The organism is Undibacterium sp. GW821-FHT11H02, assembly GCF_058808015.1.
In genome coordinates this window covers 94,068-114,664 of the sequence record NZ_JBXARG010000017.1, presented here as the reverse complement: position 1 = coordinate 114,664, position 20,597 = coordinate 94,068, and the positions used below count along the sequence as shown (strand labels likewise).

Genomic DNA, 20,597 nt, shown 5'->3' with positions numbered 1-20,597 from the left:
ACACTGGATCCCTGCCTACGCAGGGATGACGCCTCAAAGTATCGCGCTTAAACGAGCAGCATTCGACTTCAGTTATTCTTTACTCTTATCACGTCTAAAAACTATGCAGTTCAATATTCTTTCAAACTAGTGATTTTGTTCTTTGCATCCACAAACACCACTTTTGGTTTGAAGTTTTCTGCAACTTCATCATCCATTGGCGCGTAAGTGCAAATAATCATCAGATCACCCAGTTGTACGCGACGTGCTGCAGCACCGTTTAATGAAATTTCGCCACTGCCGCGTTTACCTTTAATCGCGTAAGTCGCAAAACGTTCTCCATTATTGATGTTGTAGAGTTCAATGCGCTCATGTTCCTTAATGTCGGCAGCATCGAGCAAATCCTCGTCGATACCACATGAACCTTCATAGTTCAAATCACATTGGGTAACCGAGACACGATGAATCTTGGCGCGTAACATATTTCTTTGCATAATTTCCTCAAAACTTCTATTTAAAACTTACTTACTACAACTGGTGATAAAACCGGATTAAAACCTTTTTTCACCGCAGAGGCGCGGAGAGCGCAGAGATTTCTTTTATAAAACGCTGCGTTCTTTGCACCTCTGCTGTTCCAATGTTCTTCATCGTTTTCAAATTTATTTCTTTAGCACTTCGCCACCAGAACACATCATCGTAGCGACCACGATTTCGTCTTCTTTGTTGATCGCCAGATTTGCATCTTTGTCGATGATCAATTTTAAGAAATCGAGAATATTGCGTGAATACAAAGCCGATGCATCGGCAGCAACCAGTGTTGCCAGATTCGGTTCGCCGATAATATGGACGCCGTATTTGGTGACGGTTTTATTCAGTTCCGACAAAGGACAATTACCACCTTGCTCCACCGCCATATCGACAATCACGGAACCCGGCTTCATTGCTTTTACCGTTTCTTCAGAAATCAAAATCGGTGCTTTACGACCAGGTATCAAAGCCGTGGTAATGATAATGTCCGCTTGTTTAGCGCGTTCATGTACCAAAGCCGCTTGACGTGCCATCCATGCAGCTGGCATGGGACGTGCGTAGCCGCCCACGCCTTTGGCGATTTCACGTTCTTCGTCGGTTTCGTAGGGGACATCGATAAACTTCGCACCCAGAGATTCAACTTGTTCTTTGACCGGCGGGCGGACGTCAGAGGCTTCAATCACCGCGCCCAATCGTTTCGCAGTGGCGATCGCTTGTAAACCTGCAACGCCGACACCCATAATCAAGACGCGTGCGGCTTTAACGGTACCTGCCGCCGTCATTAACATAGGCATAAAGCGTTGATAGGTATTCGCCGCTAACATAACTGCTTTGTAACCCGCAATGTTGGCCTGCGAAGACAGTACGTCCAATGACTGAGCACGTGTGATACGTGGCGCAGCTTCAAGCGAAAAAGCGGTAATGCCATGCGCCGCCATTGCCGCGATATTCTCTGCGTCAAAAGGATTGAGCATGCCGACGATGACTGCCCCCGATTTGATCAGACCACGTTCTTCTGCGGACGGTGCACGCACCTTCAAAATCAAATCCGCCGCAAACGCATCTGCAGCAGAACCGATAGATGCACCAGCCGCTTGATAGGCTTCATCGGTAATTGATGAAGCAATACCAGCTCCTGCTTGCACGATGACTTCGTGCTTGGCACTCACATATTTCCTAATTGTTTCTGGGGTCGCCGCAACGCGCGTCTCGCCCGACCGTGTTTCGGCGGGAATGCCGATTTTCATAAAGATACTCCTTTTATTTTTGATACCCTTGGGTTCAATTTCTAAAGCGATAACTTCAGGTATTTCATGCTGCACGAATTATTTGCCTTTGGATAAAAGACAAACAAGATGATTGATATTTCGACTTATCTCACCACGACGTTCAAAACACTTAAATCGAACTGGAGGTTAGAAATCCTCTCAATTTTCCTTTTTTTGGGAAGAATTGTGAGGCGCTTCCTATATTACATTTGATATTCGACAACGATATTACACGAAAAACGCACCATACTGGCACGGGTTAAGCACTCTAAAGTAAGGCTTAACTAATACCACTGCACCAGGATAAAGCAACAGAGGCTTTGATCTCGCTGGCGCATCCCTATCTCAAACCCTGATGGCATAAGGCTTTTCAAAGGAAAAACGGGTTTTCGGCTAATCTTGATCTACTTTCAATTTTCATTTCAAAATACCAACAGGAATGAAGATTTTTCTTATAGATAGAATCTTTATTAGTAAATTCGAATCGTGATTAAGGCGTAATGGCGGTGAAATCTGAGCTTAAGAGGTAAAATGACGCCCTGTTTCATTGATATGCCTTGATAAGCCCACCTCTTTTACTAGCCAACATCCTAGCCTATGTCTGACATCTGGAAACCTTCGGTTACTGTCGCTGCCATCATCCCGCGTCAAAACGCCGAGCGCTTAGAATTCTTAATGATAGAAGAGATGACGCCCGATGGGGTGCGCCTGAATCAAGCCGCTGGCCATTTGGATCCCAATGAAAGCTTAGAACAGGCCGTGATACGTGAAACCATGGAGGAAACCGCGCATGAATTCGTGCCTGAGGCTTTGGTTGGCACGTATATGTCGAAATTCATTTCATCGACTTCAGGCAAAGAAGTGACTTATCTGCGTTTTGCATTTTGTGGCAAAGTCATCGCACAACATGATAGGCCATTAGATCACGGCATTTTGCGCGCTTTGTGGATGACGTATGAAGAAATCCTGGCGTGTCAGGAGATGCACCGCAGTCCCTTGATTTTGAAATGTTTGCAAGATTATTTGGCGGGGCGAAGAGCACCTTTGGATTTGATGTATACGCATCCTAGCGTGATGGGCAATTAAGGAAGTTAAGAGACGTCAATAGGTTTTGAAGTCACCCTCTCCCATTTGTGGACTGCGTGGATAGAAACAAACAAAATCGTAGGGCGGGTGAAACCCGCGCTGCTCAGGCACTCGAAAGACTGGCGGCGCGGGTTTCACCTGCCCTACTTAAAGTAACGAAAATTAGCAGGAATATTCATGGGTAAAAAACGCGTAGTCATCGGCATGTCCGGTGGTGTAGATTCTTCGGTCTCGGCCTGGCTCTTAAAAGAGCAAGGCTACGAGGTGATAGGCCTATTCATGAAGAATTGGGAAGATGATGACAATTCCGAATATTGTTCGACTCGCGAAGATTTGATTGATGCAGTTAGTGTGGCGGATGTGGTCGGGGTCGATATTGAAACCGTCAATTTTGCCAGTGAATATAAAGACCGCGTGTTCGCCGAATTCTTGCGCGAATATCAAGCTGGTCGTACGCCGAATCCTGACGTACTGTGCAATGCCGAGATCAAATTTAAGGCCTTCTTAGATCATGCGATGAAACTCGGTGCAGACTACATTGCGACCGGCCACTATGCACGTGTGCGTGAGATGAACGGCGAATTTCAGTTAATGAAAGCACTCGATGCCAGCAAAGATCAAAGTTATTTTTTGCATAGACTGAATCAGGCACAACTCAAAAACACGCTGTTTCCGCTCGGCGAAATCAATAAGACCGAAGTACGTAAAATCGCCGAACAAATCAATTTGCCGAATGCCAAAAAGAAAGACTCAACCGGCATTTGCTTTATCGGCGAACGTCCTTTCCGCGAATTTCTGAATCGCTATTTATCCTATGCACCAGGCGAAATCCGCACGCCGGAGGAAGAAATTATCGGCAAGCATGTAGGCTTGAGTTTTTATACTTTAGGTCAACGCAAAGGCATAGGGATAGGCGGTATCAAATCACATCAAAATGCCGATGGCAGCAGTGATGCTTGGTATGTGGCGCGCAAAGATGTGGAGAACAATCGCGTATATGCGGTGCAGGGTCATGATCATCCTTGGCTATTGTCGAATTCACTCGAAGCAGCGCAAGTCAGTTGGGTAGCTGGTCACACACCCGACATAGAAAAATTATCTGCTAAAACCCGTTATCGCCAACCCGATATGGCATGCCGCTTCAGCGGTAATAATGAGCTATTTCAATTGCACTTCGATGTAGCGCAATGGGCGGTCACACCGGGGCAATCCGCCGTTTTATATGATGGTGATGTGTGCTTGGGCGGTGGCATTATTAACTCGGCGCTAGCCGACTAAGTTCGACGAACTTCGATCAAAAAATTTCAACTTAACTTGAACATCAACTGGAACGACATTGGAATTACTCAATATTGATTGCCTGGGCAAAGCACTACGATTAGAAGGCTCACTCGCGGGTTGGCAACAGCTCTTCTGGGACAATAAGCTGGTGTCACAAAAAAATGCCAGTGCCGACAATGAAGGCAGCTACACGCATGAATTCGAATTGAAATTTAGCCCTGTACCTGCCAACATGCAAACAGCAGACCACGGCATTGCCGCTTCAGAAGCGAGTTCGAGGTCTGCGATGGTGTCGACACAAGAATTTAACATCCGCCTCGAAACCCAATTGCAATGGCAGCCATTCCTAGTTCAATATCGTCTGTTGATCAATGGTGCAGAAATCACGCAAGGCCAGCGCAATACCAAAGACATAGAACGCCAGGTGCCCGAAGTTGCGGTGAGCAGCAAAGAGAAACCTAGCTTAATCGGCTTAGCGTCGCTTGCCTTCAAATTGTTGAAGAGTGCAAAAGCCATTAAGGTCATTTTGGCTACCGCCACACTGGCAACTTATTCATGGTTGTTTTCTTTCAAATTTGCTGCAGCACTCATTGCTTGTCTGGTGATTCATGAATACGGTCACATCCGCGCCATGAAATACTTTGGCTTAAAAACCAAGGGCATTTACCTGATTCCCTTTTTGGGAGGCTTGGCGCTGAGCGACGACAAAATTAATACACGCTGGCAGGATGTCGTGATTTCGATCATGGGGCCGACCTTTGGTCTTTTTCTGTCTTTAGTTTTATTGGTCGTGTATTGGGTCACTGGGAATATTTTCTTCGCTGGCCTTGCCAATTTTAATGCGCTACTCAATCTGATTAATCTTCTTCCTATATTGCCGCTAGACGGCGGGCATATTTTGAAAAGCATTGGTTTTTCAGTGCATGGCAAATTTGGCTTGTTCGCCATGATCACGGGTTCCATTCTGGGGATCCTTGGTTGCTACGCCATGGGTCTGACTTTCATGGCCTTCTTTTTACTGATAGGCAGTATGGAAATCGTGTTCGAATGGCGCATGCGACATCAAAGTCATTTGTTACCACTGGACCGTTATGGTCAGATTTTTTCCAGTGTTTGGTATCTGTTTACCGCCGCAGCATTGATCGCCATCATGTGGTATTTCGCGCATAGCGGTGATGAATTACTGGCTGCGCCTTTAAAGATATTACGAAGCTAAGTGAATAGGTCGGTCAATCATGCTTCAAAATTCACATTTACTAGGCATCCCTTATTGCTCGACCAACTCCACGCGACGATTACGCGCCCTACCGCTTTCCTCACTGTTGCTCGCGACAGGCATTAAGCTGGCACCTCCTTTTGCAGAGAGCCGTTTTCTGTCGATAGAATAAGGAGGGGAACTTAGTGTGTTCACCACCGCCTGGGCACGTTGCAAAGACAGGCTTAGGTTGGTATCGAAATTGCCGACATTATCGGTATGTCCAACGACAAAAAATTTTGCATTTTTTTGGGAGTTTAAAAGTTTTGCGATTTCTTCTAGTTGAGATCTTGACTCTGCTTTGACCTCAGCTTTTCCCGTATCAAAAAATAAGCCATACAACGCAACTTTTCCTTCTTGGCTGAGACTGGTTTGAATGGCATTGGCATCGACCACCACTTGCCCTGTACTCATCACTTTTGGTTCTGCTATGTGCAAGTAAGTGGTGGCAATTTTGGTGGTGCTGTACTTCGCTGCGGAGGTGAGCATTAGCATTCGAACTTCTTGCCCATTCTTAATCATACTACCCGACCAAATGCGGAACTCCTCGGCGGCCGCAGGATTGCCGATGCGATACCGGCTACTGCCCACATACAGACTGGCCAAATCAGAACTAATCCATTGCATCGTATCTGCGAAATTCAAATGCGACCACGCGTAATACAGCTTATTGCAATCGCGCTCACAGGAAAATTTCCGTTTGAATCCGGCCGCCGTGAATGCTTGTTCATAATTACGGTACACCTCCAAACTAGACTTTCCGTATGGTGCAAGGTAACTAATGTGGGTGGCTCTTCCTTCTATGGTTTGCAGATTTTTAAAACGCTCATTCTCAAGTTGTTCGTCCCTGGGTAACTGAAGCGCATCCCATTCCATTTGGCGATAACCTATGATCCACGATCCAGTGAAACGCTTAATCGCTGGATGATCCTTGGCTTCAACGACATCTTTGCCCCAGTTCGGATAGTTGTCTTGCGCTGAGCAGACGGATGAAAGAAAAAGTAAAACAGAAAATAGAAATTTTGAGCTCATGATATGAAACGCCTGTCCTTGTTTAATTTTAGTTTTTGATACTGAACTTACACTGCCATTTATTTTTCGCAAACCTGTTCCGCCAGTTCCGCTAAAGTTTTGTATTCTTTTTCGGCTGGTTTGCCTGGATAGGTGCGTATATCTAGCACGTACTTATAGCTGGCGCTGACCATGCCGTTTGTCTTGATTGTCGTTTCATACTCAATAATTTTATGTAGACTTCCATAGACTAAGTTTGCGGACGCACGTTGCCGAAAACAACGTAAGAGCGCGCCGTGAATCACTTCATCGCCATGTTTTAAGAGATTAGGGCTTAATGGTTTGTCGCCACTCAAATTACCGCTGGCAATTAGCCAGAATTTTCCGTATGTCAGTCCCATATTGCGAGCGCAGGCGAGAAACTCCTCCGGCTTGCGCTTATCCCATGTGAGCGCATCGAACGAAGCAAGGCTAGCACATTCAGATTCGCGACATGCCATCCTATCGCCACCTTGGCAACTCTGATTTTGTGCAGTTTGATAGTCTTTTATCGTACGCTTCACATCTTCCTTAGATGCGGCAAAGTGGGCATCCAATTTACGCCTGCGTTCCTCACAGGCAGTCGAATCTCCTTTACTACATTTATCGGTAAGCGGCTCGATGGCATCCAGATTTGGTTTCCATCTTTGTTCGAATTCATCCATGATTCGCGCAGCCTTTGATGAGCTCTTGCCCGCACGCGGCGCAAGCTCATTTGGCACTTTTTTTAAGGACTGAGAAGCTTCACATTCACGATCTCGATAAACCAATGTGCCATTGTCTGTCTTGCATTTGTATATTTGCCCGTAGGTCGGCATAGTCGCGCTCACTAACAGCATTAGCAATATCCATTTCATTATATTTCCCTCGTCAAAATAGTGGCGTGCCATATCTAAGAAATGATCGACGCCAAGTAGCTACAGCAATCCCGCTTCAGACAGTCCAAATTGCGGCAGGCTCGCGGCAATCACCTCGATTGAAGGATTTAAAAAACAAGTCATCGCTTTCGCACCTAGGTCTCTGATGTCGCTCGCCGCATCCATCTTCGCGACTCCGACCACCGCGTTGGTGACGAGGAGCGGAACGACAATCATTTTGATTAAGCGCAAAAGAAATGGCGGGGAGGAGCTAAAGTGATTTTTTCATCTTGCCAAATTCAATTAAGTTAACGCGGCTTCATTCAGAATGCGCTAGACCAATTTTTTTAGACCCTTGCAAACTTGCTGTTACTCAATGCGGAATATGATTCCCCTTCAGGTACAGCACAAAGCTAGAGATGACTAGGCAATGGCGCTTCAAATAAAATTACCGCATCCCCCTTAATAAAAACTTGGGTCGGTTCGCCTTGTTCGATATCGACCATAACCTCAACCACGCCTTCGCGTCCGATAGCACGACCTTGATACCCACGGAAGCTCAGACGTGCACCATCATGCTGCATCAGATCATAGCGAACCAGATAGGCACCTAAAGGGCCATTGGCGTTACCGGTGACAGGGTCTTCTAGAATGCCGATAGCGGGCGCGAACATTCTGCCGACGGTGGCCTGCTCCTTAGCACGCAAGTCAAAGGGAAAGAAGCCATTACAGCCTAGCCTTGCGCTGAGTTGTGTTAATGCGGCGTGGTCGGGCAAGATGGCGTCAATATCGACCTCCTGGCGTAGCGGAATAATGACTTTTGAATGTCCGGTCGAGACGATTTGCACGGGCAGATCAGGAATAAAATCGTCAATCGTCAAACCCAATGCCTGAGCAATCTGAGTGCGAAAATTTAGTGATAGCGGATCTCCAAACCAGGCCTCCCCTTGCCGTAGTGTGATGCGATAGTCGGCCGCGCCTTTTTCTATATAGACCGTCTGTATACCGGCACCGTTTTTTTGACGCAGTTGGGTATCGTTTAAGGCGAGTTTGTGCGCCCTTGCAAAGTGCGCGGCAATGCTGGCGTGTCCACAGCTAGGCACTTCCGTCGTGGGTGTGAAGTAGCGGATAAACACGTCATGATCGTCGTCAAGCGCCTTCATGACGAAGGCCGTTTCTGAATGTTTGAGCTCACGAGCCAGTGCCTGCATTTGCTGGGTAGTAAGCGTGTCTGCATCAAGCACAACGCCTGCCGAATTGCCGCGAAATAGATCTTTGGTGAATACGTTGATGTGAAATAGATGGGGATGTGACATGTGAAATGAATTGATGTGAATAAGTGAATCAGAGCGCGGCTACAAAGCTTGCTTGAACGGCGTAGTGATAGCGAATTTGTGGGACGGCAATAACGCTACGACAGGGTTTATGAGCGCCAAAAAATTCCGCCACACAGCGATCCAGGTTCTCCCAGTTGCTCAAATCAGTGATGTAGAAGCTGAGCGAAATGAGTTTTTCTCTGGCACTTCCTGCAGCGGAAAGGATATCTGCACAATTGCTCAACAATTGTCGCATTTGACATTCAAAATCGGCTGTGCATAAGGGATGGTTCGGCACCGTATTGGTCGGTAAAATCGCCGCTGAATACAACAGACCTGCATGACTGATCGCGCAAGAATAGTGACCGTTAGTGTGGGGCAACTCTGGGGAGGACAGAACTTGTAACATAAATACCTTGACTGACAGAATAATGAATAAGCTAGTTTAACCATTGCGAATTGCGTTGATAATAGCTACTATTTTGATTCATTCATTCCTACAGAGAAGCAATGAATACGCCATCACTTCACCATATCCAGGCTTTCGTCAAAGTCGTTGAACATCAAAGTTTTGCGATGGCTGCGCGGGAACTTCAAATGACCGCATCGTCGGTCAGTCGTTTGGTGAAAGCTCTGGAGCTTGAACTGGGCACCACGCTGATTACCCGTACCACGCGGGCGATGTCCTTAACTGAGTTGGGGCAGCGCTATTACGATCAATGTGCGCAGGCACTGGAACAATTGCGTTTGGCAAATGCACAGCTAAGTGAACGAAACGCTACGCCACGCGGCACACTCAAATTGTGTATCCCGGTATCATTTGGACGCAGTCACGTATTACCCCACCTTGCGGCGTTTCTGCTTAACTATCCCGATATTCAACTCGACTTAGTCATGAGCGACCAGTACGTGGATATTGTCGCGGAAGCTGTCACTTTGGCGATACGCATCGGTCAGCTTGAAGACTCTTCTCTGGTCGCACGAAAAATGCTAGACAATCGCCGCGTGCTGGTAGCATCCCCCGCCTATCTTAAGGCTCACGGCACGCCCCTGCACATTGAGCAACTCAAAGATCACCATTGCCTAGTCCTTAGTATCAATCGAGATGGTGAGCAATGGCGACTTATCGGCTCTAATGGTGAACGCTCATTTCGGCCGCGCGGGCGTCTTCGTGCTAACAATGGTGACGCTGTCAAACAGCTCACAATGGCTGGGTTAGGGATCGCTTTCTTGTCACGCGTAACCGTCCAAGCTGCACTCGATACGGGTGACTTGATTCAGATCTTACCGGAATGGCAGGGAAGAGAAAGTGGTGTATACGGCGTTTGTGCTACCCGCCCCATGTCGGCGACGGGGCTAGCATTGATTGAGTTTTTGCAAGATCGTTGGAATAAAAACGATAGCTGAACAAAATCGAAATTGCACTGAAGCTAGAGACCATTCAGTGCTTAGCTTGGTCAGAAACCGCACATAAATATAAATTTTTACCCTGCTTTTTTTGCTATTTAGCACTTGTGTGGGGAGCAAGAACTCAACACACTGCACTCCATGTAAGCATCAATACCCTAGATCATAGGGTAATATGCTGTTATTCAACCAGGAGATGAAGATGCAATATCTACCTAGATTCTTGGCATTGAGCCTCATGATTATTGGCTTTTATCTCGCGCCCTTAGCTACTGCACAGGAAGCTAAAACCGCGGTGAATGCCAGCATAGATGTGCAAAACCTGCATTGGCTACACGGTAGTTGGCAAGCCACCAATGCCCGGCAAAAGATTGATGAGCATTGGTCTTTACAAGGCGACTCTTTACTCGGCATTTCTCGCACGATGGAAGAGAATAAGAGCAAAGCTTTCGAGTTATTGCTAATCGAAAAACAAGGTGAAGACTTCATCCTACGGCTGCGTTTTTTTGGCCCTGCAATCGACAAAGCCACCCGCGGCAAGGAAGAGCCGCTGCGTCTTAAAGTGGTGCAGGCTGATGCCCAACAACTGCTATGCGAAGGAATCGCGACCGAGGTAGGTACCACGCTAACCTATACCAAACTGAATGCCAACAGCATACAGGCACAAATCCGCAAAGTCCGCGATGGCACAGTGGTTTGGCAAGAAAGCTATACGTTCAGCAGAGCCGTTCAATAAGTCTACTTCGAAAGAAAAACGGCGCGCAGTTTGGCCTCACAACACTGGTAGCACGTCCGCGCGCTTGACTTCTTTCAAAGAAAAACTCGTAGCAATCTCGCGCACGCCGGGTAAGCTGCGTATCCGGTTACGAATCAAACTAGAAAACGCCTCCAAGTCAGGCGCAATCACTTCTAGCATATAGTCATACCGCCCCGATAAGTTATAGCAAGATATGACCTGTGCTATCGCTACCACCTCGCGTTCAAACGCAGCTGCCATATCGTTAGTGTGATTTTCCATTTGCAGATGGACGAAGCCAGTTACACCAAAACCCAAACGCGTTCGATTCAAGCGTGCACCATAACTCTGTACCACTCCAGTCTCTTCCAATTGACGCACGCGTCGCCAACACGGTGACTGCGACAGGCTGACCTTTTCCGCTAACTCGGCCATGGTCTGACGTCCATCTCTTTGTAGCTCGAATAAGATTTTCTTATCCGTGACATCAAAATCTTTCATAGGTTTATTTAACCTTAATTTAAACGATTAGCGAATAAAACATCCAATAAATGACGAATTAGAAGCCTATTTTACCAAAATTTTGCTCAAATACTGCATGACAATAGAGTCGTTCCAGCTTTCATTTTAATCACTGAGCGAGCCACTATGAGCCAAGACAAGTCAACTAGCAGCACCAGTTCTTTCGCCGATAGCACTGCACACAACACATCGCAAGGATCGGCGACAATCAAAGGTGATCCCCACTCCAAGCTTGCCGGGGTCGGCACTGCCCATTGGGTAAATGCCATGCATAGAGAGCGACAAGCCGGACCTTCTATGCGTGTCAATCGCTTAAAAGAGCACTGCCCTGGCGCTGGAATTTCCACCATCGCCGTGCACGCAGGTACCTATGATGATCCGGTGACGGGTGCGGTCGGTACCCCCATTTATCAATCCAGCACCTTCGTTTTGGGTGCAGATCAATATCAAGCGGTAGCGCAAGGCTATGCGCGCGACCGCTTCATTTACACACGCTATGGCAATCCTAGTCAGTGGGCACTGCAAGAGAAAATGGCGGCATTAGAAAAGACAGAATCTGCCATCGTTTTTTCCAGCGGCATGGCGGCAATCTCAACTACGATCCTGTCAATGTTAGATAAGTCTGCGCATGTGATCGCGTCCAATGAGTTATATGGTGGGACCTACCATTTTTTCCATCATGAATTGCCTTCACTGGGGTTTTCGGTCAGCTATGTAAATCCGCGTGACATCGCAGCGATTGAAGCAGCAATACGACCGGAAACAATGTTGTTGTATTTCGAATCCTTAACCAATCCCCTACTTAAAGTCGTCGATATACCCGCATTAGGAAAGCTGGCACAAGCGTATGGTTTACGACTAGTGATCGATGCGACATTTACGACACCGATCGCAATGAATGCGATTGAGTATGGGGCGCACCTTGTGATTCATTCGGCGACCAAGTACTTAAACGGACACAGCGATCTGGTGGCGGGTGTGGTGGTCGGTGCGCGTAAATATATCGATGCAATTTGGCCGCGTTTGCTTGCTTATGGAGGCTGTCTCGACCCGCACGCCTGCTTTCTATTCGAACGAGGCTTAAAGACTCTAGCTTTACGTATGAAGGCGCATGAACAAGGTGCGTATCAGGTCGCGCACTTTTTAGAGAATCATGCGCGCACTAGTCACGTGTTTTACCCCGGTTTAGTCAGTCACCCTGATCACGCACTAGCCTCCACACTTTTCAAAAACATGGGTGGCATGTTGTCGTTTGCGGTTGGCAGTGACCAGGCCGCGCTACAGCTTTTAAACAAACTACATTTAATGCGGCAAGCCACCAGTTTAGGTGGCGTCGAATCCTTGGTCAGCCTGCCCTTTAATACTTCGCATGCGGCTTATACCGCAGACCAAAGAACGCAACTAGGCATTGCGCCCGGCTGCGTGCGCCTGTCGATAGGCATAGAAGATCCAGAAGATCTGATTGCCGATTTGGCGCAAGCGCTAGCCACTTTGGATTAGCACTTTAGATCACCATTCTTAATACAGGAGTCGCAACATGAAAAACGGAATCAATCTCAGCGCACTGGCTGAAATGTCAAATGAAATTCAACAAACACCTGGCATGGGCATCGCAAAATATGGCGTGCAATTGCAATGGCTGTCCGGCACTCGTAGTCAAGTGCGCTGCTTACCGATGGAAGTCGGCGATCAAAGAATTCAGCGCGATTTTCAATGGTGTGTTGATGAGCCTAAACAACTAGGCGGCAGCAACCATAGCCCTAGCCCGCAAGAATACCTGCTATCTGGATTTGGCTCTTGCATGATAGTGGCATTTTTAGTCGGTGCCTCGGTCATGGGCATTCAACTCTCCAGCTTAAGCATACAAGTTAAGAGTCAACTCGATCTGGCCGGTTTTCTGGGCGTCAATGATCAGGCCACGGTAGAACTACAAGGCATAGACTACCTGATCCATGTCAGCGGCGATGGGACGCCAGAACAGTTTGAGCAACTACGCCAACAAGCACAACAACACAGTCCGAATGCAATGAGTATGGCACAAGCGATACCAGTACGTGGCAGCATTCAAACACATACGACACTAATCTAAAACATCGATAAAGAACGAGCCATCTCATGACCAATAAAATCAATATGCCGCTTGCTGGATTCAATACCCGTGCGATTCACCACGCCTATGATCCGGCACAGCATCATGGCGCGCTGGTGCCGCCAATTTATCAAACATCGACTTTTGCCTTCCCCAATGTTGCGTATGGCGCGGCATGTTTTGCAGGGGAAGAGGCAGGGCATTTCTATACCCGTATATCGAATCCGACGCTGGCTCTATTAGAAGCCAGAATCGCCAGTCTAGAACAGGCGCAAGGCGCGGTCGTCTTTGGATCGGGTATGGGTGCGATCACTTCATGCATCTGGAGCATGTTGCAACCAGGTGATGAATTGATCGCCGATCTGACGGTGTATGGATGTACTTTCGCCTTCTTCAATACAGGGTTGGCGCAATTTGGTATCCAAGTTCGCTTTGTCGATATGAGTCATCTGGATCAATTACGTGCCGCTTTAGACGATAGCAAAGCCAAACGCAAAGTGGTGTATTTCGAAACGCCAGCCAATCCAAATATGCGGCTCGTCGATATCGCCGCCGTCTCACAATTGGCGCATCAATACCACGCACTGACCGTAGTTGATAACACGTACTGCACCCCATATTTACAGCAGCCTTTAACTTTAGGCGCAGATGTGGTCGTGCATTCGGCCACCAAGTATCTTGGAGGTCATGGCGATTTAATGGCGGGGGCAGCCGCCTTTGTTGATCCAGAGTTAGCACAAAAAGTACGCCTATTCGGACTCAAAGATATGACAGGCGCGGTCTTGTCACCGCATGATGCGCACTTGGTGATGCGCGGTTTAAAGACTCTGTCGCTGCGTTTAGACCGGCATTGTGATAGTGCGGAAGTGATCGCACAGAGTTTAGAAGAACATGCTCAGACGACGCAAGTATTCTACCCAGGCTTAGACAGTTGTCCGCAACGTCAAATCGCGCAACAACAAATGCGACGCTATGGCGGCATGATTGCTTTTGAACTGCGTGGTGGCATGCAAGCCGGTATCCGATTTATGGACGCCTTACAACTAGTGACCCGCGCCGTTAGTTTGGGGGATGCAGAATCGCTGGCACAACATCCGGCCAGCATGACCCATGCCACCTACACGTCGGAACAAAGAGCCGCGCATGGCATTAGTGATGGCCTGGTCAGATTATCAGTCGGACTAGAAGACTTGAGCGATATTCTCGCCGACATTGAACAAGCATTAGAGCAAACATAAAACATCAACACACAAGTTCTCACAAGTTGATAGAGATTAGAAAGAAACCAACATGAATGCTAGAAATCCTATGAACGCTAATTACGCGTCCATGATTGACCCCGATCCCGAAGAGACAACTGAATGGCGCGAAGCCTTCTCCGCTTTAACTGCGGTCGAAGGAAAAGCCCGTGCCCGCCAGATATTAGATATGTTAAGTAGCGACGCACATCAATATGGAGTGCAATGGGAGGCGCACTTAAATACGCCATATCGAAATACCGTGCCGCTTGAACAGCAAGCTCTATTCCCAGGCAATATAGAGATAGAGAAAAAGCTAGGTGCTATCATGCGCTGGAATGCCTTGGTGATGGTGGTGCGTGCCAATCAAGCGTATGGCGAACTCGGTGGTCATGTAGCCAGTTATGCGAGCGCCGCCGATCTATTCGAAACCGGCTATCACCACTTTTTTCACGCCAAAGATGCACAACACGGTGGCGATCTGGTGTTCTTCCAACCTCATAGCGCACCGGGCGTGTATGCCCGTGCGTTTTTGGAAGGCCGTTTAGATGAGAATGACTTGCTGCATTATCGGCAGGAAATCCTTGCCGACAAACATGGCGCACGTAGATTATGCAGCTATCCCCATCCTTGGTTGATGCCTGATTTCTGGCAGTTCCCCACTGGCTCCATGGGTATCGGTCCTATCAGCTCTATCTATCATGCGCGCTTTATGCGTTATCTTGGCCATAGGCAATTACTCGACTGCAGTCAACGTGTGGTGTGGGGCGTATTTGGCGACGGTGAAATGGATGAACCCGAATCCATGAGCGCCTTAACGCTGGCGGCACGCGAAGGCCTGGACAATTTGGTATGGGTGGTCAATTGCAATTTGCAGCGCTTAGATGGTCCGGTGCGTGGCAATGGTCGCATCATTGACGAACTCGAACGCTTGTTTATAGGTGCTGGCTGGAATGTGATTAAGTGTCTATGGGGTTCCGATTGGGATGGTTTGTTTGCCCAGGATGACGACGGTAGTTTGCTGCACGCCTTAGCTCACACGGTCGATGGGCAAATGCAAAGTTTCGCGGCCAAAGATGGCGCCTACAATCGCAGCAATTTTTTTGGCCAACACCGCGCTTTGCAAAAAATGGCAGAAGGCATGAGCGATGCACAGATAGATCAACTTAAACGAGGCGGCCACGATCCGATTAAAATCTATGCAGCTTATGCGGCTGCCCGCAAACAAAATGGACGCCCCAGCGTAGTCTTGGCTCACACCAAGAAAGGCTATGGCATGGGTAGTGCGGGGGAAGGAAAAATGACCACCCATAGTCAGAAAAAACTTGATGCTGATGATTTGATCGCTTTTCGCCGTCGCTTCGACTTGCCTATCAGCGACGAACAAGCCGCAGCCTTGCACTTCATCAAACTGACTGAAGATAGTGAAGAAATGCGCTATTTGCATCAACAGCGTCAAGCCTTGGGCGGCTACTTACCCAAGCGTCAAGCTAAGAGCAGCACTCTCGATGTTCCCGCATTGAGTCACTATGCCAACTTCGCCCTGCAACAAGACATGAAGGAAATGAGCACTACCATGGCCTTTGTGCGCATGTTAGGCAGCCTGCTAAAAGATGCTACTCTGGGACCTCGCATCGTTCCCATCGTCGCGGATGAGGCACGTACTTTTGGCATGGCAAATCTGTTTAAGCAAGTCGGCATCTATTCCAGCCAGGGACAACAATATGCGCCAGAAGATATAGGTTCTGTACTCAGCTATCGCGAAGCAATTGATGGCCAAATTCTGGAGGAAGGCATCAGTGAAGCTGGTGCGATCGCCAGTTGGACTGCTGCCGCAACTAGTTATAGCGTGCATGATTTCCCCATGTTGCCTTTCTATATTTATTACAGCATGTTTGGATTTCAACGGGTTGGCGATGCGATCTGGGCAGCCGCCGATCAACGTGCACGTGGTTTCTTGTTAGGAGCGACCTCAGGTCGTACGACACTGGGCGGCGAAGGCTTGCAACATCAAGATGGCAGTAGTCATCTGGTAGCAGCAACGATACCCAACTGCAAGGCTTATGATCCGGCCTTTGCCAGCGAATTGGCGATCATACTCGATCATGGTATGCGTGAAATGCTGGTCGAACAGCAAGACGTGTTCTACTACATCACCTTAATGAATGAAAATTACGAGCAACGCAATCTGATCGATGGTAAAGAATCCGATCTTATTCGAGGTGCTTACCTGCTACAAAAATTAACAAGCGACAGTCAAGATACTGCAAAAGAGCTCACCTTATTGGGTTCCGGCGCAATCTTGATCGAAGTGATAAACGCCGCCGAGCAATTAGCTGCGCAAGGCTGGACGGTGCACGTCATCAGCGTCACCAGTTGGAGCGAATTGGCGCGAGATGGTGAACGGGCACAACAACATGCTCAGGCGCTCCCCCATATCAACTCATTATTGCAGAGTTGTGGAGGACCAGTCATCGCCGCAAGTGACTATGTACGTGCAGTGCCAGAAAGCATACGCGCTTATATTCCACCAGAGCGAACTTATAAGACTCTGGGCACTGATGGATTTGGTCGCAGCGACACGCGTCAAAACCTGCGTGACTATTTTGGGGTAGATAGCGCATCCATCATGAGCGCAGCATTGAATGCAATCTAAGGTTCAACTAACACTGGGATTCGGCGCCAGAGTAAAGCAAGCTACGCTCTAAAAATGTGCCTTTTATACTGAACTGATTTGGACAACGCCGCCTAGTTTTTTATCTGAGTAGCGTTGTCCAATTATCCTTACTTCAGCTCTGAGTTGGCCTTTTTCTCCTCCGCTTTCGCGGGCACAAACTGGCCCATCACGTCACGTTGACCACGCTCCAAATAAGGGATGGGCTTATCCATCCATTCCGGGCGCGGCTTATTCAACAAATAATGATCAAAAAATTCGCTCATATGCACGGTGAAATGCTTGATGTTGTCACGATCGCGCAAGCCGTGTTTTTCGCCGTTGTAGTTAAACCAGTAAGCTTCTTTATTCAAACGGCGTAAAGCGGAAAAGAACTCAATCGCTTGATACCAAGGTACTGCATCATCGTCATCGTTATGCACAGTCAAGAACGGCGTCTGTACTTTATCAATCGCAAATATCGGTGAGTTCTCTACATACTTAGCGGTGCTATCCCATGGGGTACCACCGATACGGCTTTGTCCGCGCTCGTATTGGAAAGCACGGCTGATGCCTGCCCCCCAACGTATGCCACCATAGCCACTGACCATATTTGCCATCGAAGCGCCGGCTTCCGCAGCTCGGAACATATTGGTGCGCGTTATGATGTAATTGATCTGGTATGCCCCCCAACTATGCCCTTGAATACCGACACGCTTGGCATCAACATAGCCATTCGAAATCAGCTGTTGTACCGCGGGCACAACCGCGTTCAAAGCACTCTTACCCGGGTAGCCTGTTTTGTACACAATATCGGGACGCAAGACGATATAGCCATTGCTGACATAGCGGGTGACGTTAATATTTTGTGCCGGTGCTGGCGACACAAAACGATGCATATTGTCAGTCATCTTTTCGTAGATGTAGACCATCATCGGATACTTTTTCTTAGGATCGAAGTTTTCTGGTTTGGCGACCAAAGCCTTCATTTTCTTACCATCGCCGTTGGTGTACTCAATCATCTCTTGCGTACCCCAGTTGTATTGCGCTTGTTGAGGATTGGCATAACTGATTTTCTTGGCATCAGAAAAACTCAAATCCGCGCTCCACAAATCAGGAAATTCAGTAAAAGTCTGTTGTGTGAATAAGGTCGTGTCGCTCTCTTTTGCCTTGATCAAGCCGGTAATTAATTTGTCGGCATGTATCAGACGTTTAGGTTCCACCGGTGTTTGTACTTGCGGATTCAGACTGTAGTAACCAGTCGATTGATTGACATCGTGCGTCGCCGCCAAGATCCATGATTTATCACTAGGCAGCGCTTTCGTTTGCGGTGAATATCGGTTATCGCCCAAATGCACGTAACGCAATTCCAATTGGTTTTTACGTCCAAAGCCTGCGGTCAAATTGCGGGTAGCTTTGCTCTGCAAATTGACTTCCCACAAATCAAATTGATCATACAAAACCACGTTCGCGTCATCGGCGGACCATCCCGCTACGCCAAACGCATTCTTCGGGTCTGGCGTGTCACGCTGTTGATCTTCGAAGTGAGTTTTGATATGTCCGGTTAAATTGGTTTTCTTACCATCAAGCGTAGCGTAAGACCACCACACACTTTTGTCCGCATCAAAGTTAAGGAGGTATTTACCTGCCGGTGAAAACTGCGGCATAAAACGCGTCTTCTCTATCAACATCTTAGCCTGACCATTTTGCAAATCAACGGCATAGGCATCGTAGTACAAGCTATCCCAAGACATTAGATGACGATACGGTAAGGTGCTAACGCCCATCGCAAATTGCGCGTTGTCGTTGAGTATGACTTGTGGGATTAATTTATTGGCCAATTGAACAAATTTACCATCCGCCAAATGCACAACAGCGCGATAGGATTTTTGTTTATCGCGCTCTAGATTCACTTTTTGTACTGATTGCAGTTCTGGATCTTTCCAATGCCAGAGATCCACTTTCATAGGCTCAGGCGCATTTTTTACTGCGGGCTTAGGCAATTCTGCGGTACTCAAAAACAAGCGTTGGCCGTCTTTGCTAAAGCTCAAGTCCGCATGTTCGCTTGGCGTCCAGCCTTTTGTCATTCCATTAGAGTCTGAGTTGACTAACAAGCGCGCATAGTCATCACCTGCACGCCAAAAGAATAGACTATAAACATCGTTATCGTTCTTGGCATCTTTTGCTGCGTCTTTTTTCTTGGCAAGGCTGTCGCGATTACTGAGCACTGCGAATTGCTTACCCTCTTCATCAAAACGCATATGTTTGTAGCTACCAGCACCTTGCAAGATTGTTTTCGATTCACCAGTATCAGCAGACCACAAATATACACCCTCTGCCGCACTGGCGATGGGAGCAGTTGCGACTGTCTTCGCATTTGGTTTGACTTCCTTTGCCTGCTCTTGTGCTGTTTCTTTTTTGTCGGCTTTTACTGGCTCTTTAGCCGCATCCTTAGTGCCATCCTTCGCGGTGTCTTTCACAGATACCGCATACGCCAATAAACTTCCCGACTTGTTCCAGCTTAAATCTGCGACTTCTTTGATTGAGGTTTTTTTATTTTTTGCCAGATCCCAAACAATCAGCTCAGTACCAGCTTCTTTCTTTTTAGCGGCAGTAGCTACGCCAACTACCGCTTGCTGATCTTCGTCGCTCACATCAAATGAGGTAGCGTTTTCATCTTCAGTTGTAGCGTCAGTTTTTGGCGCTTCGTCTTTCTTAGCATCTTTTTTCACTTCTTTTGGCGACTCCAACAGCACTGCCAATAAGCTTGATCCTTCTTCTGCAAAGCTAAAACGTTTAACGCGTTCTATACTTTCCACTTTTCCGCTCGCCAAATCGATCACACCAACGCCAGCTTTAGGTGCATCTTCTGCCTTCGTTTTCGCTTTCTTCGCTTTCTCTAGATCTGCACGGGTAGGCGCGACCGCAAAAGCCAAATATTTACCATCAAAACTAAACACAGGGGCATTGCCACGCGGCGCACGCCATTCGCGTCCATCGCGCAAGTTTTTTACGACAATTTCACCGTCCGATTCTTGTCCAATCAAAGCATAAGCAGCCCACTGTCCATCGCGACTGAGGGTGCTATTTTGTATGCTGCGCCAGTTCGCATAGACCTCATGCGTAATTAATTTTTTATTTGCTTGACTCGCATTCGCGCTGGTCACGGCTTTATCATTAGCGTTTTGCGCCAAGGCACTTTGCGGCACACTGACCGCATGCAAACCCAGCACCAACACTAAGGCTGTCGCGGGACGCAAGACCCAACTTGAGTTTAAAAAATTTCCTGCGACTTGTACTGAATTTTGCATAGTGAGCTTCATCATGTTTCC

General features: G+C 47.7%; 18 protein-coding genes. 9 read left to right on the top strand and 9 right to left on the bottom strand.

All coding sequences use genetic code 11. The features are described from left to right. Window positions 1-110: 110 nt before the first annotated feature. Window positions 111-473, bottom strand: coding sequence for an aspartate 1-decarboxylase (gene panD / locus AC1RR2_RS16315; protein ID WP_493223328.1), 363 nt, complete (start codon window positions 471-473; stop codon window positions 111-113). 165 nt (window positions 474-638) lie between these two features. Next, the gene (locus tag AC1RR2_RS16310; protein ID WP_493223327.1) at window positions 639-1,754 is read right to left on the bottom strand and encodes a Re/Si-specific NAD(P)(+) transhydrogenase subunit alpha; all 1,116 of its coding nucleotides are present in this window, start codon (window positions 1,752-1,754) and stop codon (window positions 639-641) included. 618 nt (window positions 1,755-2,372) lie between these two features. Between AC1RR2_RS16310 and AC1RR2_RS16305 the strand changes: the two genes are divergently transcribed. The 3 genes from AC1RR2_RS16305 to AC1RR2_RS16295 all read left to right on the top strand — a co-directional run bounded on the left by AC1RR2_RS16305 (window position 2,373) and on the right by AC1RR2_RS16295 (window position 5,358). Next, complete coding sequence (locus AC1RR2_RS16305; protein WP_493223326.1) at window positions 2,373-2,861, top strand: NUDIX hydrolase; 489 nt, start codon at window positions 2,373-2,375, stop codon at window positions 2,859-2,861. Between the two features lie 177 nt (window positions 2,862-3,038). Then, window positions 3,039-4,139, top strand: a complete 1,101-nt coding sequence (gene mnmA / locus AC1RR2_RS16300; RefSeq protein WP_493223325.1) for a tRNA 2-thiouridine(34) synthase MnmA — start codon at window positions 3,039-3,041, stop codon at window positions 4,137-4,139. 58 nt (window positions 4,140-4,197) lie between these two features. Beyond that, entirely contained in the window at window positions 4,198-5,358 is a 1,161-nt protein-coding gene (locus tag AC1RR2_RS16295; protein WP_493223324.1) for a site-2 protease family protein, read from the top strand. A 51-nt stretch (window positions 5,359-5,409) separates the two neighbouring features. Here AC1RR2_RS16295 and AC1RR2_RS16290 read toward each other — a convergent pair whose 3' ends face one another. The 5 genes from AC1RR2_RS16290 to AC1RR2_RS16270 all read right to left on the bottom strand — a co-directional run bounded on the left by AC1RR2_RS16290 (window position 5,410) and on the right by AC1RR2_RS16270 (window position 9,029). After that, on the bottom strand, window positions 5,410-6,429 hold the full coding sequence (locus AC1RR2_RS16290) for an OmpA family protein (protein ID WP_493223323.1): 1,020 nt from the start codon (window positions 6,427-6,429) through the stop codon (window positions 5,410-5,412). A 59-nt stretch (window positions 6,430-6,488) separates the two neighbouring features. Continuing rightward, window positions 6,489-7,304 carry a hypothetical protein gene (locus AC1RR2_RS16285; RefSeq protein WP_493223322.1) on the bottom strand — a complete coding sequence of 272 codons (816 nt, stop codon included), beginning with the start codon at window positions 7,302-7,304 and terminating at the stop codon, window positions 6,489-6,491. Window positions 7,305-7,364: 60 nt separating this feature from the next. Beyond that, window positions 7,365-7,541: a hypothetical protein gene (locus AC1RR2_RS16280; protein ID WP_493223321.1), complete on the bottom strand. Its 177-nt coding sequence runs from the start codon at window positions 7,539-7,541 to the stop codon at window positions 7,365-7,367. Window positions 7,542-7,717: 176 nt separating this feature from the next. Next, window positions 7,718-8,620: a PhzF family isomerase gene (locus AC1RR2_RS16275; protein WP_493223320.1), complete on the bottom strand. Its 903-nt coding sequence runs from the start codon at window positions 8,618-8,620 to the stop codon at window positions 7,718-7,720. Between the two features lie 28 nt (window positions 8,621-8,648). Beyond that, window positions 8,649-9,029 carry a RidA family protein gene (locus AC1RR2_RS16270; protein WP_493223319.1) on the bottom strand — a complete coding sequence of 127 codons (381 nt, stop codon included), beginning with the start codon at window positions 9,027-9,029 and terminating at the stop codon, window positions 8,649-8,651. A gap of 101 nt (window positions 9,030-9,130) precedes the next feature. On the opposite strand from AC1RR2_RS16270, the gene AC1RR2_RS16265 reads away from it, so the two are divergent. After that, window positions 9,131-10,027, top strand: coding sequence for a LysR family transcriptional regulator (locus tag AC1RR2_RS16265; RefSeq protein ID WP_493223318.1), 897 nt, complete (start codon window positions 9,131-9,133; stop codon window positions 10,025-10,027). 202 nt (window positions 10,028-10,229) lie between these two features. Then, complete coding sequence (locus AC1RR2_RS16260; protein WP_493223317.1) at window positions 10,230-10,763, top strand: DUF6265 family protein; 534 nt, start codon at window positions 10,230-10,232, stop codon at window positions 10,761-10,763. A 36-nt stretch (window positions 10,764-10,799) separates the two neighbouring features. Here the strand turns inward: AC1RR2_RS16260 and AC1RR2_RS16255 are convergent, their stop codons facing one another. Continuing rightward, the gene (locus tag AC1RR2_RS16255) at window positions 10,800-11,264 is read right to left on the bottom strand and encodes an Lrp/AsnC family transcriptional regulator (protein WP_493223316.1); all 465 of its coding nucleotides are present in this window, start codon (window positions 11,262-11,264) and stop codon (window positions 10,800-10,802) included. Between the two features lie 147 nt (window positions 11,265-11,411). Between AC1RR2_RS16255 and AC1RR2_RS16250 the strand changes: the two genes are divergently transcribed. Genes AC1RR2_RS16250 through aceE form a run of 4 tightly spaced genes read left to right on the top strand, consistent with a single transcriptional unit; the run spans window position 11,412 to window position 17,268 of the window. Further along, complete coding sequence (locus tag AC1RR2_RS16250) at window positions 11,412-12,785, top strand: trans-sulfuration enzyme family protein (protein ID WP_493223315.1); 1,374 nt, start codon at window positions 11,412-11,414, stop codon at window positions 12,783-12,785. Between the two features lie 37 nt (window positions 12,786-12,822). After that, window positions 12,823-13,374: an OsmC family protein gene (locus AC1RR2_RS16245; RefSeq protein WP_493223314.1), complete on the top strand. Its 552-nt coding sequence runs from the start codon at window positions 12,823-12,825 to the stop codon at window positions 13,372-13,374. A gap of 26 nt (window positions 13,375-13,400) precedes the next feature. Beyond that, on the top strand, window positions 13,401-14,612 hold the full coding sequence (locus AC1RR2_RS16240; protein WP_493223313.1) for a methionine gamma-lyase: 1,212 nt from the start codon (window positions 13,401-13,403) through the stop codon (window positions 14,610-14,612). A 52-nt stretch (window positions 14,613-14,664) separates the two neighbouring features. Continuing rightward, window positions 14,665-17,268 (top strand): pyruvate dehydrogenase (acetyl-transferring), homodimeric type, encoded by a 2,604-nt coding sequence (aceE, locus tag AC1RR2_RS16235; RefSeq protein ID WP_493223312.1) that lies wholly within the window; start codon window positions 14,665-14,667, stop codon window positions 17,266-17,268. Between the two features lie 128 nt (window positions 17,269-17,396). On the opposite strand, the gene AC1RR2_RS16230 is transcribed toward aceE, so the two are convergent. Next, window positions 17,397-20,588: a S9 family peptidase gene (locus tag AC1RR2_RS16230; RefSeq protein ID WP_493223311.1), complete on the bottom strand. Its 3,192-nt coding sequence runs from the start codon at window positions 20,586-20,588 to the stop codon at window positions 17,397-17,399. Window positions 20,589-20,597 lie beyond the last annotated feature (9 nt).